General features: G+C 69.9%; 13 protein-coding genes and 2 pseudogenes. 6 read left to right on the top strand and 9 right to left on the bottom strand.

Annotated elements, in window-relative coordinates:
• Positions 1–806, top strand: an 806-nt coding sequence (locus ABEA26_RS31030) for an LLM class flavin-dependent oxidoreductase (RefSeq protein WP_345596772.1), incomplete at its 5' end; no start/stop codon positions are given.
• Positions 807–956: 150 nt separating this feature from the next.
• On the opposite strand, the gene ABEA26_RS31025 is transcribed toward ABEA26_RS31030, so the two are convergent.
• Together ABEA26_RS31025 and ABEA26_RS31015 are read right to left on the bottom strand one after the other, a co-directional pair.
• Positions 957–1397 carry a hypothetical protein gene (locus tag ABEA26_RS31025; RefSeq protein ID WP_345596771.1) on the bottom strand — a complete coding sequence of 147 codons (441 nt, stop codon included), beginning with the start codon at positions 1395–1397 and terminating at the stop codon, positions 957–959.
• A 361-nt stretch (positions 1398–1758) separates the two neighbouring features.
• A pseudogene (locus ABEA26_RS31015) lies at positions 1759–2133 on the bottom strand (SDR family oxidoreductase); the annotation flags it as partial.
• A gap of 177 nt (positions 2134–2310) precedes the next feature.
• Here ABEA26_RS31015 and ABEA26_RS31010 point away from each other — a divergent pair.
• The 5 genes and pseudogenes from ABEA26_RS31010 to ABEA26_RS36595 form a co-directional block, all read left to right on the top strand.
• Positions 2311–3285, top strand: a complete 975-nt coding sequence (locus tag ABEA26_RS31010) for an ABC transporter ATP-binding protein (RefSeq protein WP_345596770.1) — start codon at positions 2311–2313, stop codon at positions 3283–3285.
• Complete coding sequence (locus ABEA26_RS31005; RefSeq protein ID WP_345596769.1) at positions 3275–4183, top strand: ABC transporter permease; 909 nt, start codon at positions 3275–3277, stop codon at positions 4181–4183. Before ABEA26_RS31010 ends, ABEA26_RS31005 begins: the two co-directional genes overlap by 11 nt.
• Positions 4180–5091 (top strand): ABC transporter ATP-binding protein, encoded by a 912-nt coding sequence (locus ABEA26_RS31000; RefSeq protein ID WP_345596768.1) that lies wholly within the window; start codon positions 4180–4182, stop codon positions 5089–5091. Before ABEA26_RS31005 ends, ABEA26_RS31000 begins: the two co-directional genes overlap by 4 nt.
• An 11-nt stretch (positions 5092–5102) precedes the next feature.
• Positions 5103–5822 (top strand): ABC transporter permease subunit, encoded by a 720-nt coding sequence (locus ABEA26_RS30995; protein ID WP_345596767.1) that lies wholly within the window; start codon positions 5103–5105, stop codon positions 5820–5822.
• Between the two features lie 19 nt (positions 5823–5841).
• Positions 5842–6018: pseudogene (locus ABEA26_RS36595) on the top strand (SGM_3592 family protein); the annotation flags it as partial.
• 268 nt (positions 6019–6286) lie between these two features.
• Here ABEA26_RS36595 and ABEA26_RS30985 read toward each other — a convergent pair.
• From ABEA26_RS30985 to ABEA26_RS30955, 7 genes are all read right to left on the bottom strand, one after another.
• On the bottom strand, positions 6287–7108 hold the full coding sequence (locus ABEA26_RS30985) for an HAD family hydrolase (protein WP_345596773.1): 822 nt from the start codon (positions 7106–7108) through the stop codon (positions 6287–6289).
• Positions 7109–7125: 17 nt separating this feature from the next.
• On the bottom strand, positions 7126–8403 hold the full coding sequence (serS, locus tag ABEA26_RS30980; RefSeq protein WP_345596766.1) for a serine--tRNA ligase: 1278 nt from the start codon (positions 8401–8403) through the stop codon (positions 7126–7128).
• Positions 8404–8975: 572 nt separating this feature from the next.
• Positions 8976–9908 carry a prephenate dehydratase gene (gene pheA / locus ABEA26_RS30975; protein WP_345596764.1) on the bottom strand — a complete coding sequence of 311 codons (933 nt, stop codon included), beginning with the start codon at positions 9906–9908 and terminating at the stop codon, positions 8976–8978.
• An 81-nt stretch (positions 9909–9989) separates the two neighbouring features.
• The gene (gene efeB, locus ABEA26_RS30970; RefSeq protein WP_345596763.1) at positions 9990–11357 is read right to left on the bottom strand and encodes an iron uptake transporter deferrochelatase/peroxidase subunit; all 1368 of its coding nucleotides are present in this window, start codon (positions 11355–11357) and stop codon (positions 9990–9992) included.
• Positions 11358–11365: 8 nt separating this feature from the next.
• Positions 11366–13378, bottom strand: a complete 2013-nt coding sequence (locus ABEA26_RS30965; protein ID WP_345596761.1) for a copper resistance CopC/CopD family protein — start codon at positions 13376–13378, stop codon at positions 11366–11368.
• Between the two features lie 13 nt (positions 13379–13391).
• A complete protein-coding gene (locus ABEA26_RS30960; RefSeq protein WP_345596759.1) occupies positions 13392–13877 on the bottom strand; it encodes a copper chaperone PCu(A)C in 486 nt (161 codons plus the stop codon).
• On the bottom strand, positions 13874–14524 hold the full coding sequence (locus ABEA26_RS30955) for an SCO family protein (protein WP_345596756.1): 651 nt from the start codon (positions 14522–14524) through the stop codon (positions 13874–13876). Before ABEA26_RS30955 ends, ABEA26_RS30960 begins: the two co-directional genes overlap by 4 nt.
• Positions 14525–14580 lie beyond the last annotated feature (56 nt).

Below are 14580 nucleotides of genomic sequence, written 5' to 3'. Positions count from 1 at the left end.
CCGCGTACACCTACGACCATCTGTCCTGGCGGAGCTTCCGGGACGGGCCCTGGTTCGGTGCCGTCCCGACCTTGGCCGCCGCCGCGGCTGCCACCCGACACATGCGTCTGGGGACACTCGTCACATCGCCCAATTTCAGGCACCCTGTGACGTTGGCCAAGGAACTGGTCTCACTCGATGACATCTCCGGCGGCCGGGTCACCCTCGGCATCGGCTCCGGCGGCAGCGGTTTCGACGCCACCGCACTCGGCCAGGAGGCATGGACACCGAAGGAGCGGGCGGACCGCTTCGGCGAGTTCGTGCCGCTGCTCGATCGGTTGCTCACCGAGGACACGGTCTCCGAGCAGGGCGCCTTCTACTCGGCCGAGGAGGCCAGGAACATCCCCGGCTGCGTCCAGCGGCCCCGGCTGCCGTTCGCGGTGGCGGCGACCGGTCCACGCGGCTTGAGGCTCGCCGCACGGTACGGGCAGGCATGGGTGACGACCGGCGACCCGAAGCTGTACGAGACGGGAACCCCGGAGCAGTCGGTGGAGGCTCTGCGCGGTCAGATCGAGAAGCTCGGCAAGGCGTGCGCGGAGATCGGCCGGGACGTGAAGGACCTCGACAAGACCCTGCTGCACGGTTTCACCCCGGACCGGAACGGGCCGCTGGAGTCCGTGGACGCCTTCGTCGACTTCGCCGGGCGCCACCGCGAGCTCGGCTTCACCGAACTCGTGATCCACTGGCCGATCCCCGACTCGGACTTCGCCGCCGACCAGACGGTCTTCGAGCGGATCGCCGCCGAAGGCCTCGATCAACTCGATTAGCGGACGCCGCAAGGGGAGCGACTCAGCAGGTCGCTTCGATGACACGGTGGCCGGCTTCCTGACACACGAAACCGGCCTGCCCGTGTCCTGTGCACGAGCCCATGGCGCCTGTGCGGCCGACTTCCGTTTCACGTGAAACGGCCACCGGCGTCACCTGACGCGACTACTCAGCCACGGAGTGAGGAGGAGCATCGGCACGAACTCCGTGTATGTGCGGTCCCCCGGTAGCGGAACGGTCAGACGGCGTCCCTTGACGAAGGAGAGACCACCGAAGACGGAGCGCAGGAACGCGGGGACGTCGTCGCGCGGGATGTCGGGAAACTCGACGTCCTCCACGGTGATCAGAGCGTCGCCCTCGGGGAAGAGCCGGACGCTCACCCGGGGCAGGCCGCCGAGCTCGACGAACGCCTCATGGGGTAGAGAGCCGTCGGCGTCGGTGGCCACGCCCACGCCCGCGGCGCTGCGGCGGGAGGTCTGGTCGGCGCCGATGTCGTCCGTGACCTCGATCTCCAGTGCGTACTCCCCGGCGATGGCGCGAAGGGCGGTGACGGCGGCTTGGGTGGTGGGCAGCTGCTCCATGCCACCGATCATGCGGGTTCAACGCCGAGTGGGGAAGCGCAGGTACCGCGGCGGCACGTCCTCCGTCAGCCGTACCCCGTTCGCGCTGAGGTGGAAGGCGTGTCCGTCACGGCGCATGGCGGCGGTGCCCACCGGCAGCACGAGCGACCGACCGACCGGTCGCGGCGGGCACCGGGTCACTGTGTTTCTGCCGCACGGAACGGAACCTGGGCGCCGAGGGGACACACATCACGCGATCGATTGTGCCGGCAAGGTTTGATCCACAGTCAGGGCAGGTTATCCACAAGCTGGTTGAGTGGTTCTGTGGAAACTGCAAGGGTGGTCTCCCGCGCGCGAGCCGCCTCGACGCTCCTGGTGCGAACCGGGAAAGGAGACGGGCGCAGCGTGCTGCTTTGTCCCGGTAGAGCCACGCCCCGTGTGCCGCGTCCGACGGCAGGGACGCGTCGGGTGGCCGCCGCCGGGCACCTTCTCGACCCTTCGCAGGATGCCCGGCCGGCGCTCTGTTGATTCAGTGCCCGAAGTGGTCGAGGGACGGCCCGGGCAGCGAGGTGAAGGAGGCGATACGCCCTTCGGTACGCCCTACCGTGACGAACTCCCATGACTGCACCGAGCCCCAGTCGTGACCCACCAGGTGCACGGGCCTGCCGGGGCTGACGGCGTCCGTCACGGCGAGGAAGTCGTCCGTCAGCTTCTCCCGCGTGAACCCTCCGCGCAGCGGGCTCGGCGCGGTGGACCGGCAGTGATCCCGTGACGGCTCGGAATCTCCCAGCTGTTAGACCCACCGTCAATAGGATGGTCCGCGCGCCCCGGGAAAGCCGCTCCGTGGCTCTCAGGTACGGCATCCCCTACGGGCCCGTACTACTCGAGTCTGATGCCAAGACGGCTCTCCGGGCTGACGACCCGAGTGGCGGGCGTCACTACTGTCATGGATGTGACTGTGATCGCGACCGAAAGCCTGAGCAAGCGGTTCCCCCGGGTGACCGCGCTCGACCGGCTCTCCGTGGACGTCGGACCCGGTGTGACCGGACTCGTCGGTGCCAACGGCGCCGGCAAGTCCACCCTGATCAAGATCCTGCTGGGTCTGTCTCCCGCCACCGAGGGCCGGGCCGAAGTACTCGGACTCGATGTCGCCACCAGGGGCGCCGACATCCGAGAGCGGGTCGGCTACATGCCGGAACACGACTGCCTGCCGCCAGACGTCTCGGCCACCGAGTTCGTCGTCCACATGGCGCGCATGTCCGGCCTGCCGCCCACCGCGGCCCGCGAACGCACGGCCGACACCCTGCGCCACGTCGGCCTGTACGAGGAGCGCTACCGTCCCATCGGCGGCTACTCGACCGGCATGAAGCAGCGTGTGAAGCTCGCGCAGGCCCTCGTCCACGACCCCCGGCTGGTCCTCCTCGACGAGCCCACCAACGGCCTCGACCCGGTCGGCCGCGACGAGATGCTCGGCCTCATCCGCCGCATCCACACCGACTTCGGCATCTCCGTCCTGGTCACGTCGCACCTGCTGGGCGAGCTGGAACGCACCTGCGACCACGTCGTCGTCGTCGACGGCGGCAAGCTGCTGCGCTCCAGCTCGACCACGGACTTCACCCAGAGCACGGCCACCCTGGCGATCGAGGTCACCGACACCGACGAGCACCCCGACGGCACCCGCGCGGTGCGTGAAGCGCTCGACGCGCGCGGGGTGACCGTCCAGGACGGCAGCGGACTGCCCGGCGCCGGCCACGTCCTGCTGCTCACCGCGGCGGGCGAGGAGACCTACGACCTGGTCCGGGACGTCATCGCCGACCTCGGTCTCGGCCTGGTGCGCATGGAACAGCGCCGGCACCACATCGCGGAGGTCTTCACGGACAGCGACGCAGAACGGAAGGAGGCGGTCGGCCATGGCAACTGAGCAGCCCGTAGCCCGTGCGGCGGGTGACCAGACCCGCATCCACAACATCGGCTACCGCAACTACGACGGCCCCCGCCTCGGCCGCGCCTACGCCCGCCGCTCGCTGTACTCGCAGTCCCTGCGCGGCGCCTACGGACTCGGCCGCTCGGCCAAGTCCAAGGTGCTGCCGATGCTGCTGTTCGTGGTGATGTGCCTGCCCGCGGCCATCATGGTCGCCGTCGCCGTCGCGACCAAGGCGAACGACCTGCCGGTCGACTACACGCGCTACGCGATCGTCCTGCAGGCCGTCATCAGTCTCTACGTCGCCTCACAGGCCCCCCAGTCCGTCTCGCGCGACCTGCGCTTCAAGACCGTGCCGCTGTACTTCTCGCGGCCGATCGAGACCTCCGACTACGTCCGCGCCAAGTACGCGTCGCTGGCCTCGGCCCTGTTCATCCTCACCGCCGCGCCCCTGCTGGTGCTCTACGTGGGCGCGCTGCTCGCCAAACTCGACTTCGCGGACCAGACCAAGGGGTTCGCTCAGGGACTCGTCTCCGTGGCACTGCTCTCACTGCTCTTCGCCGGCCTCGGCCTGGTCGTCGCGTCGGTCACCCCGCGCCGCGGCTTCGGCATCGCGGCCGTCATCGCCGTCCTGACCATCACCTACGGCGCGGTATCCACACTCCAGGCCATCGCGGACGTCCAGGGCAGCTCCGGTGCCGTCGCCTGGATCGGCCTCTTCTCACCGATCACCCTCATCGACGGCGTGCAGTCCGCCTTCCTGGGCGCCACCTCGGCCTTCCCCGGCGGGATCGGCCCGAGCAACGGCGAGGGCGCGGTCTACGTCCTCGTCACCCTGGGCCTGATCGCCGGCGCCTACGGCCTGCTGATGCGCCGCTACACGAAGGTGGGACTGTGACCACGCTGAACATCGACCACGTCTCCCGCTGGTTCGGCAACGTGGTCGCCGTCAACGACATCACGATGACGATCGGCCCCGGCGTCACCGGCCTCCTCGGCCCCAACGGCGCGGGGAAGTCCACCCTCATCAACATGATGGGCGGCTTCCTCGCCCCCTCCACCGGCAGCGTCACCCTCGACGGTCAGCCGGTCTGGCGCAACGAAGCCATCTACAAGCACATCGGCATCGTCCCCGAGCGGGAGGCGATGTACGACTTCCTCACCGGCCGGGAGTTCGTCCTCGCCAACGCCGAACTGCACGGCCTCGGCGCCAAGGCGGCCCACGAAGCGCTCGGCACCGTGCAGATGGAGTACGCGCAGGACCGGAAGATCGCCACATACTCCAAGGGCATGCGGCAGCGGGTGAAGATGGCCTCCGCCCTCGTCCACCAGCCGTCCCTGCTCCTGCTCGACGAGCCGTTCAACGGCATGGACCCACGCCAGCGCATGCAGCTGATGGACCTCCTGCGGCGGATGGGCGACGAGGGCCGCACGGTGCTGTTCTCCTCACACATCCTCGAAGAGGTCGAGCAGCTCGCCTGGCACATCGAGGTCATCGTCGCCGGACGCCACGCGGCCAGCGGCGACTTCCGGAAGATCCGCCGCCTGATGACCGACCGGCCGCACCGCTACCTGGTGCGTTCCAGTGACGACCGGGCCCTCGCGGCAGCGCTGATCGCCGACCCGTCGACCACCGGCATCGAGGTCGACCTCGCCGAGGGCGCGCTGCGCATCCAGGCCGTCGACTTCGGCCGGTTCACGGCCCTGCTGCCGAAGGTCGCCCGCGACCACGGCATCCGGCTGCTCACGGTCTCGCCGTCCGACGAGTCCCTCGAGTCCGTCTTCTCGTATCTCGTCGCGGCGTAGGAGGCCGAAGAATGTACGACCCCACAGTCGCCAGGCTCACCTACCGAGCCCTGCTCGGCCGCCGCCGGGCCCTCATCCTGGGCGCGTTGCCCCTGCTGCTGCTCGTCATCGCCGTGGCGGTGCGCGCGCTCGCCGGCGTCGACGACCAGACCGCCGCGGACGTGCTGGGCGGATTCGCCCTTGCCACCATGGTGCCGATCATCGGTGTCATCGCCGGTACCGGAGCCATCGGACCCGAGATCGACGACGGCTCCGTGGTGTACCTGCTGTCCAAGCCGATCAAGCGGCCGACGATCATCTTCACCAAGCTGATCGTCGCCGTCGCCGTGACTATGATCTTCTCCGCGGTACCCACGCTGCTCGCCGGCCTGATCCTCAACGGCAACGGCCAGCAGGTCGCCGTCGCCTACACGATCGCCGCGCTCGTCGCCTCCATCGCCTACGCCGCTCTGTTCCTGCTGCTGGGCACGGTGTCCCGGCACGCGGTGGTCTTCGGACTCGTCTACGCCCTCGTCTGGGAGGCGTTGTTCGGTTCGCTGGTGCCCGGGGCCCGCACCCTGAGCGTCCAGCAGTGGTCGCTGGCGGTGGCCCAGAAGGTCGCCGACGGAAACCTGGTGACCTCCGACGTCGGCCTGACGACCGCCACGGTGCTGCTGGCCGGGGTGACCGTGCTCGCAACCTGGTTCGCCGGCCAGAAGCTGCGGTCGCTGACGCTCGCCGGGGAGGAGTGACCGAAGGCCGCCCCGGTCCATAACGAGGGCCCCACCACCCCGTCCCGGGCACACTGGGCCGGTCAGGGGACCACGAGGGGACGCCTTCGGCCGCGTCCGGATAGTCGCCTCCTGCTGGAACCGTGAGAAGCCGGAGCCGCCGTGGCGCTCCGACGAGCCGCCCGCGGGCCGGTTCTTCAGCAAGGACCGGCGTCGCGGACGCTGCCGCGGACGCGGCGTACGTCCGCTTTTAACCGGTGGCGCCCGGCTTTCCGCACCGGCACTGTGGTGATGCACGAGGCCGGACGGGGCCGACGCACCGGACGGCCGCTTCGAGCACGTGAGACGCCTCGCGTGGGCCGACCGAGGGGACGTCGGCGCCGTCCGGACCGTGCTGTCGGCTCCGCTCCCAGCGTCCTGGAGCGGTGGTCTCAGTGTCCTGGCGTGTCCTGGCACCCGAGGTGTCGGGTTTCCAGGGCGCGACCTCAGGACGACAGGCGCTCCAGCACCACCGCGATGCCGTCCTCGTCATTCGAGGACGTCACCTCGTCGGCCACCGCCTTCAGCTCCTCGTGGGCGTTGGCCATCGCCACGCCCCGGGACGCCCAGCCGAACATCGGGACGTCGTTGGGCATGTCGCCGAACGCGATCGTGTCCGCGGCCTTCAGACCGAGCCGGCGCGCCGCCAGGGACAGGCCGGTGGCCTTGGACAGGCCGAGCGGGAGCAGTTCGACGATGCCCGCGCCGGCCATGGTCACCGTGACGAAGCCGCCCGCGGTGCGTCGGGCCGCCTCGGCCAGCTCGTCGTCCGACAGCGTCGGATGCTGGATGTAGATCTTGTTCAGCGGCGCCGACCACAGGTCGGAGGCGTCGGTGAACGGCACGGCGGGGAGGTTGCCTCCGACCGCGTAACCCGGCCCCACCAGGACGTCGCCGTCCAGGCCGTCGCGGCTTGCCGCCAGGTACAGCGGGCCGGTCTCCGCCTCGATCTTGGCCAGCGCCACCCCGGCCAGCTGACGGTCCAGGGTGACCGAGGTCAGCAGCCGGTGCTCCCCGGCGTGGTAGACCTGTGCGCCCTGACCGCAGACGGCCAGCCCGTTGTAGCCGAGGTCGTCGAGGATGTGCCGGGTCCACGGGACCGCGCGGCCGGTGACCACGATGTGCGCCGCGCCCGCCGCGGTGGCCGCGGCGAGCGCCTCACGGGTGCGGGACGAGATCGAGTCGTCACTGCTCAGCAGCGTGCCGTCGAGATCGGTCGCGATCAGCCGGTAGGGGAAGCTCCCGGCGGAACCGGCGCCGGACCCCATGGCGGAGGAGGCGTCAGTCACTTGGTCACCGGTTCCAGGACCTCCCGGCCGCCCAGGTACGGACGGAGCACCTCCGGCACACGTACCGAACCGTCGGCCTGCTGGTGGTTCTCCAGGATCGCCACGATCGTGCGCGGCACGGCGCACAGCGTGCCGTTGAGCGTGGCCAGCGGGCGCACCTTCTTGTCCTCACGGACCCGGATCGACAGCCGGCGCGACTGGTACTCGGTGCAGTCCGAGGTCGAGGTCAGCTCGCGGTACTTGCCCTGGGTCGGGATCCACGCCTCGCAGTCGTACTTGCGCGCGGCCGAGGAACCCAGGTCGGCCGAGGCGACGTCGATGACCCGGAACGGCAGCCCGAGCGACGTCAGCCACTGCTTCTCCCACTCGAGCAGGCGCTGGTGCTCGGCCTGCGAGTCCTCGGGGAGGACGTAGGAGAACATCTCGACCTTGTCGAACTGATGTACGCGGAAGATGCCCTTCGTGTCCTTGCCGTGCGAGCCGGCCTCGCGGCGGAAGCAGGGCGAGAAGCCGGCGTAGCGCAGCGGCAGGCGGTCGGCGTCCAGGATCTCGTCCATGTGGTACGCGGCGAGCGGCACCTCGGACGTGCCGACCAGGTACAGGTCGTCCTTGTCGAGGTGGTACACGTCCTGGGCGGCCTGCCCGAGGAAGCCGGTGCCGGCCATCGACTGCGGGCGCACGAGGGCCGGGGTCAGCATCGGCGTGAAGCCGGCCGCCGTGGCCTGGGCGATCGCCGCGTTGACCAGGGCGAGCTCCAGGAGTGCGCCGACGCCGGTCAGGAAGTAGAAGCGCGAACCGGAGACCTTGGCGCCGCGTTCGACGTCGATGGCGCCGAGCAGCCGGCCGAGCTCCAGGTGGTCCCTGGGCTGGAAGCCCTCGGCCGTGAAGTCGCGATGCGTGCCGTGCGTCTCCAGCGTGACGAAGTCCTCCTCGCCGCCGACGGGCACGTCGGGGTGGATGAGGTTGCCGAGCCGCTGGAGCAGTTCCTGGGTCTCGGCGTCGGCCGCGTCGCGCTCGGCGTCGGCCGTCTTGACGTCGGCGGCGAGCCGGCTCGCCCGCTTCAGCAGATCGGCCTTCTCGTCTCCGGAAGCCTTGCCGATGAGCTTGCCGAGGCCCTTCTGTTCGGCGCGCAGTTCGTCGAAGCGAACGCCGGACGACCTGCGCCGCTCGTCGGCAGACAGGAGGGAGTCGACGAGCGCGACATCCTCTCCACGGGCGCGCTGCGACGCGCGCACACGGTCGGGGTCCTCACGGAGCAGGCGAAGGTCAATCACGCGGTCAAGGCTACCGGTGTGCGGTGACGAGTCTCGACTCACTATTGCCGATCGCGGGTTGCGTTTTTCCGTTATGCGGAAATTGGGCCTTTTTGTAATCCCTCCAGCCCCTCCCTGATGCGAGCCCACGAGGGTGAGGTGGGTTGACTCCTGGTCGGCCGAATTTCCTTGTGGTGACCCAGACTTGAGTAGCCGGACGCAGTCGACTGTCCACAGGAGGTGCTTGATCCGGAAAGTTATCCACAGGCTGTGCGCAAGATCTGTGGACTCACCTCAATGTCCCGCCTTCAATGCCCGAAGGCGGTTGTTCAAACCCCCACTGGCCCCACTTTCGAGTGGAAACCGGGCGTCCGGCGTCACTCTGGAGTATGGAGAGCGAGAAACAGGTGGACGAGGGGTTGCCTGGAGGTCTGTGCATGGAGTGGGGGCCGTAAGGGGACATGTCGACTGAATCCCGTTTCGTTGTCGACTTGTCCCCAGGTCAAGAAGCAGACCTGTGGATAACTTCTGTGGATAACGCGAATCGGCTGGTGCGGCTGGTGTGACTGGCCGGCCGGCCGATTCCGGCCCCGTCAGAACCGGCCGTCCTGGCAGCGCGTCACCCAGTCCGCCGCCGCGACGAACGCCTCGTCCGAGGTGCCCGGCCGCAGTGCGCCCACGTCCGCCGGCTCGACCTCCGCGCGCGGGTACGAACCCAGGTAGCGCACCTGGAGGCAGGTCCGCTTCAGACCCATCAGGGCATCGGCCACCCGGCGGTCGGAGATGTGCCCCTCGGCGTCGATGCAGAAGCAGTAGTTGCCGATGCCTGCACCGGTGGGCCGGGACTGCAGCAGCATCAGGTTGACGCCCCGGGTGGCGAACTCGCCCAGGAGGTCGCGCAGGCCACCGGGGTGGTCGTCGCGCTGCCAGAGCACGATGGAGGTCTTGTCCGCGCCGGTCGGCGCCGCGGGCCGGGAGGGGCGGCCGACCAGCACGAAGCGCGTCTGGGCGTTCTCCGCGTCATGGATGTCGGCCTCCAGGACCTCCAGGCCGTAACGGGCCGCGGCGAACTCGCCGGCGAACGCGGCGTCGTATCGGCCCTCCTGGACCAGGCGGGCACCGTCCGCGTTGGAGGCGGCCGACTCCCAAGCGACGTCCGGGAGGTGTTTCCTGATCCAGTTGCGTACCTGGGGCTGGGCGGCGGGGTGGGCGGTGACCGTCTTGATGTCCGACAGCTTGGTGCCGGGGCGGACCAGCAGCGCGAAGGTGATGGACAGCAGCACTTCGCGGTAGATCATCAGCGGCTGGCCGGCGACCAGCTCGTCGAGGGTGGTGGTGATGCCGCCCTCGACGGAGTTCTCGATCGGCACGAACGCGGCCTCGGCCTCGCCGGTGCGCACGGCGTCGAGCGCGGACTGGACGGACACGTACGGGATCAGTTCCCGGGTCGCCGTCTCCGGAAGCGTGCGCAGGGCGACTTCGGTGAAGGTGCCTTCAGGGCCGAGATACGCGTAACTGGCTGGCATGTACTCACCCTAATGGGCCTGGGCAGACCCGGCCCACGTCTCAGGGGCAACCCGCTCCCGAGGGGTGACGGCCGGTCGGTTTCACCCCTCCAGCAGCCGCTGACCCACGTATTCTCCCTCCGCGGCGCCGCCGGGCACCGCGAAAAGACCACTCGCCTCGTGCCGGATGAACTGCGACAGCGCGTCCCCACGGTCCAGCTTGCGCTGCACCGGCACGAAGCCCCGCAGCGGATCGGCCTGCCAGCAGATGAAGAGCAGGCCCGCGTCGGGGACACCGTCCGCGTCGAAACCGTCGTGGTACGAGAAGGGGCGCCGGACCATGGCCGCGCCGCCGTTCTGGTCGGGGCGGGTGATGCGGGCGTGGGCGTTGATCGGGACGATCAGGTTCCCGTCCTTGCCCGTCTTCTCCAGATCCATCTCGGTCGTCTCGGTGCCTCCGGACAATGGCGCGCCGTCGGACTTCCGGCGTCCGATGACGTCCTCCTGCGCTCTGGTGGGGAGTTTTTCCCAGTCGTCGAGGAGCATGCGGATGCGGCGTATGACGGCGTAGGAGCCGTTCGCCATCCACGCCGGCCCGTTCTGGTACTCCTCGTTCGTCCCGGGGGCGTGGGGGTCCTCGGGGCTCTCGGGGTTCTTCTCGGGGACGAAGATCCGCTGATCGAAGTCGGCGTCGGCCGGCTTCGGGTTGCGGGTGCCGTCGACCTGGCCCATGAGGTTGCGGGTGGTCATGGGGTGGGCGGTGGCGCCCGGCGCGCGGTTGAAGCCGTTCATCTGCCAGCGGACGCGGGCGGCCGATCCCGCGTCCTGCTGGATCGCGCGGAGGGCGTGGAAGGCGACCAGGGCGTCGTCGGCGCCGATCTGCACCCACAGGTCGCCGTTGCTGCGCTTCTTGTCGAGGTGGTCGGAGGAGAAGTCCGGCAGCGGGTCGAGGGAGACCGGGCGCTGGCCTTCCAGACCGGTCCGGCCGAAGAAGCTGTGCCCGAACCCGAAGGTGACGGTCAGTGAGGAAGGCCCCGCGTCCCGGGCCACGCTCGTGTCACGGTCCCGGGCGGGTTCCCCCGCCATCAGTCGCCGGGCGGTATCGGACCAGCGGCGCAGCAGTGCGGTGGCCTCCTTGCGGCCGGCGCCCGCTGCCAGGTCGAAGGCGACGAGGTGGCCACGGGACTGCACGGGGGTGGTGATGCCGGGCTGATGTTTCCCGTGAAACATCACCTGCTCGCTGCCCAGTGTGGTGAGCGGTGTGGCCGCGGACGTGGGTGCGGCGGCGTACCCCGCGGCACCGCCCGCCGCCCCGAGTACGAGCCCGGTGGCACCGGCGGTGCCGAGCAGTCGCCGCCGGGAGATGCCCTCGCGGGCGGTGGTGTCCGTGGGGTCGTGGGAGTCGGCTCCGCCGGGCGGCCCGTGGGTCTCCTCGGGCGTACGGGCCTCCGGGATGGACTGGTCAGACATGGTGCGGTTCAGCCGATCTGCGCGTTCTTGGAGACGGTCACCTGGTCGATGTCGGAGGTCCGTACGGTCACGGCGACCTCCCAGTCGCCGGCCATCGGGACCTGTACCCCGCTCGCCGACCAGTGCCCGGTGGTGATGTGGTCGGGGACGACGGGCAGTGGCCCGATGTCCTTGGCCTTCAGGGTGAAGGCGACCTTCACCTCGGGGATGTCGAAGGCGTTTCCGTTCGGGTCCTCGACGTAGAGGTGCATGTCGTTGGCGCCCACCCGCGCGGGGTCGAGTTCGACCCGCACGACGCCCTTGCCGTTCTGGCCGCCGGTGTCGAAGGGCATGTCCAGGGTGACCGCCCCGGTGGAGGGGGCGGACGTGGAGGCGGTGGACGAGTTGGCGGCCTTGGCCTCCTCCTCGGTGCGGCCCGGCTCCGTCTGGGTCAGGACGGTGGTGACGGCGAGCAGGACGACGGCGATGCCCGCCTCGGTGAGCACGGAGCGGCGCAGGCCGAAGCGGTGGGGGTCGGCGTCCCGTTGCCGTTTCTGCCGGGCGGCGTCCACGGCCGCACGCTGCCGGGCGAGCTGGGCGGCCCGCCGGGAGGTGCCTGAGCTGTCCGGCCCACCCGCACCGGATGCGCCTTCGGAGTCCTTCGCAGTCCCGCTCGTCTCCCCGGGGGCGGCCCCGGTCGTCTTCCCGGACGCGGTCCCGGACGTCTTCCCGGCGGTCTTCGCCTTCTCGGTCGTAGGGACGGTGGACGCCCCGGCCTGCTCCTTCTCCCGTTGACGGGCGATGGCGGGCACAGCCTCCGCCAGTTGTGCCGTCCATCGTCGAGAGAGGTAGGCGATGCCGACCAGCACCGCCACGAGCCCGATCTTGGCGAGGAGCAGTTGTCCGTACCGGGTGTCGGTGAAGGCCGTCCAGGAGCCGAGCTGACGCCAGGACTGGTAGGTGCCGGTCACGACGAGCGCGACCACGCTGCCGAAGGCGATCCTCGAGAACCGCCGTACGGCGAGGGCGGGGACCGGTGTGTCCGCGGGCGCCCGGTACAGAGCGACGAGCAGGGCGGTGAGCCCGCCGAGCCAGGCGGCCACGGCGAGCAGGTGGACGACGTCGACCGGCATGGCGATACCGGTATGGAGGCCGACGGACGCGTGCTCGGACATCGCCCAGGTCGCCGCGAGTCCGGCTGCTACGACGGCTCCGCCGACGGCGAGTCCGAAGGTGAGGTCCCGCTTCTCCTCGTCCTCCCGCTGGTCATGGGCGCCGAAGAGGACGGCGACGAAGAGCGCTGCCGCCGCGAGCAGCAGCAGCCGGGAGACCAGTGCGGCGCCGGTCTTGGTCTGCAGCACCTCGCTGAGCAGGTCGAGGTCGAAGACGTCGCCGAGCTTTCCGGAACTGGTGTAGGAACCGCGCAGCAGAAGCAGCAGCAGGGTGGCGCCGGTCAGCCCGAGCCATCCTGAGACGACGAGCCGCTGTACGGCCCGTACTCCGGAGCCGCGCGGCCAGCAGGCGAGGACGAAGGCGGCGCCACCCACCAGCACGGTGAACCCGGCGTACGACACGTACCGCCCGAGCCCGTACAGCCAGCCGACGGCACCGCCGCCCGCTGCCGTGCCGGAAACGGAGACAGAGGTCTCGGACGGGGCGCCGATGGAGAAGGTGTAGGCGCCGGCGACGGGGTGGCTGTCGGCGGACACGACCTGGTAGGTCACCGTGTACGTGCCGTCGGGCAGCCCGGTGTGCAGTTTCACGGAGTACGTCGTGCCGCCCGCGCCGGACGGCTTGCCGTCGTCGACACGCTTGCCCTTGGGGTCGAGGACGCGCAGCGAGTCGTCGCCCATGGAGACGGACTCGGAGAAGGTGAGCGACACCTGGGCCGGAGCCTTGTCGACCACCGCCCCCTGCCGGGGGTCGCTGCCGGTCAGCGCGGCGTGCGCGGAGGCCGGCCCCGCGCCGGCGAGCAGCGCGCAGGCCGCGGCCAGAAGCAGCAGCACCAGGGTCCGGACGCGCGGGGCGATGGTCTGCGTCAAGGTGGTCCCTCCCTCAGTGTCCGGAGTGTTCCGAGTTCTCGGTCGGCCGGTACGTGGCCGCCTTCACGGGCAGCTTGACCGTGACGGGGTCGGAGTGGGCGAAGTGCAATTCGACGGGGACCGTCTGTCCCTGCTCGAGCCGCTGCTCCAGCTTCTCGAACATCAGGTGGTTGCCGCCGCTTTCGAGCACGAGCCTGCCGTGGGCGGGGATCGGGAGGCGGTCGACCTCCTTCATGGTCCCGTCGACGGTTTCGTGCACGGTGACGTCGCCGGACTCGCTCGTGACGGAGGTGAGTTCGTCCTCGGCGTCGCCCTTGTTGGTGATGGTGAGGAAACCCGCCGCCATCGAGTCGGAGACGGGTTGCGGTATGTAGGCGGCGTCGACGGAGAGTTCGGCACCGGAGGCGGAGGACCCGGAGCCGGAGTCCGAGTCTCCGCAGCCCGCCAGGACCAGGGCGCCGATCACTGACACGGCGGCGAGAGCGGGGCGGCTGCTCACGGGTTCTCTCCCTTGAGGAGCTTGGGGAGGTCCTTGGTGTAGTCCTGGACGGTGGCGTCCTCGCCATAGAGGACGTAGCCCGCGTCGGACTTCGGGGAGAAGGCGACGACCTGGGTGCCGTGCGCCGAGATGATCTTGCCGTTCTTGTCCTTGGTCGGCGGGTCGATGGAGATGCCGAGGGTGCGGGCGCCGGCCTGGACGGTGTCGAAGTCGCCGGTCAGGCCGACGATCTGGGGGTCGATGCCCTTGAGCCACTTGCCGAGCGCGGCCGGGGTGTCCCGTTCCGGGTCGGTGCTGACGAACACGACGCGGAGCTTGTCCTGCTCGGCCTGGGACAGCTGCTTCTTGGCCACGGCGATGTTGTTCATGGTCAGGGGGCAGACGTCGGGGCAGTGGGTGTAGCCGAAGTAGATCAGGGTGGGCTTGCCGGCGGTCTGCTCGCGGAGGTCGTACTCCTCGCCCCGGGTGTCGGTGAGGACCAGGTCGGGCTTCTCGAACGGTTTGTCCAGGACGGTGGCGGCCTGCTGGCTGCTGTCCTCGGAGACCATCGTGACGGGCTTGTCGCTGTCGGCGCCGCTGCCGCACGCGGACAGGGTCAGGGAGGCGGCGGCGAGCAGTGCGGCCGCGGCGAACGTCTTCTTGCGCATAGAAAAATGTCCCAGATGTGAGGTGCTCCGGTGCGCGCCGGGGTCCGTCGGACCGA

Source organism: Streptomyces marokkonensis, from assembly GCF_039539045.1.
Classification (GTDB): Bacteria; Actinomycetota; Actinomycetes; order Streptomycetales; family Streptomycetaceae; genus Streptomyces; species Streptomyces marokkonensis.
The sequence above is the reverse complement of the archived record's forward strand: the minus strand, read 5'-3'. Positions and strand labels throughout refer to the sequence as shown.

What these genes read in the sequence shown, in the direction of transcription:
- ABEA26_RS31025 (WP_345596771.1), bottom strand. Translation starts at nt 1,397, where the DNA reads ATGATCGGTGGCATGGAGCAGCTGCCCACCACCCAAGCCGCCGTCACC.
- efeB (WP_345596763.1), bottom strand. Translation starts at nt 11,357, where the DNA reads ATGTCTGACCAGTCCATCCCGGAGGCCCGTACGCCCGAGGAGACCCAC.
- ABEA26_RS30985 (WP_345596773.1), bottom strand. Translation starts at nt 7,108, where the DNA reads ATGGGGTCCGGCGCCGGTTCCGCCGGGAGCTTCCCCTACCGGCTGATC.
- ABEA26_RS31010 (WP_345596770.1), top strand. Translation starts at nt 2,311, where the DNA reads ATGGATGTGACTGTGATCGCGACCGAAAGCCTGAGCAAGCGGTTCCCC.
- ABEA26_RS30995 (WP_345596767.1), top strand. Translation starts at nt 5,103, where the DNA reads ATGTACGACCCCACAGTCGCCAGGCTCACCTACCGAGCCCTGCTCGGC.
- ABEA26_RS30955 (WP_345596756.1), bottom strand. Translation starts at nt 14,524, where the DNA reads ATGCGCAAGAAGACGTTCGCCGCGGCCGCACTGCTCGCCGCCGCCTCC.
- pheA (WP_345596764.1), bottom strand. Translation starts at nt 9,908, where the DNA reads ATGCCAGCCAGTTACGCGTATCTCGGCCCTGAAGGCACCTTCACCGAA.
- ABEA26_RS31005 (WP_345596769.1), top strand. Translation starts at nt 3,275, where the DNA reads ATGGCAACTGAGCAGCCCGTAGCCCGTGCGGCGGGTGACCAGACCCGC.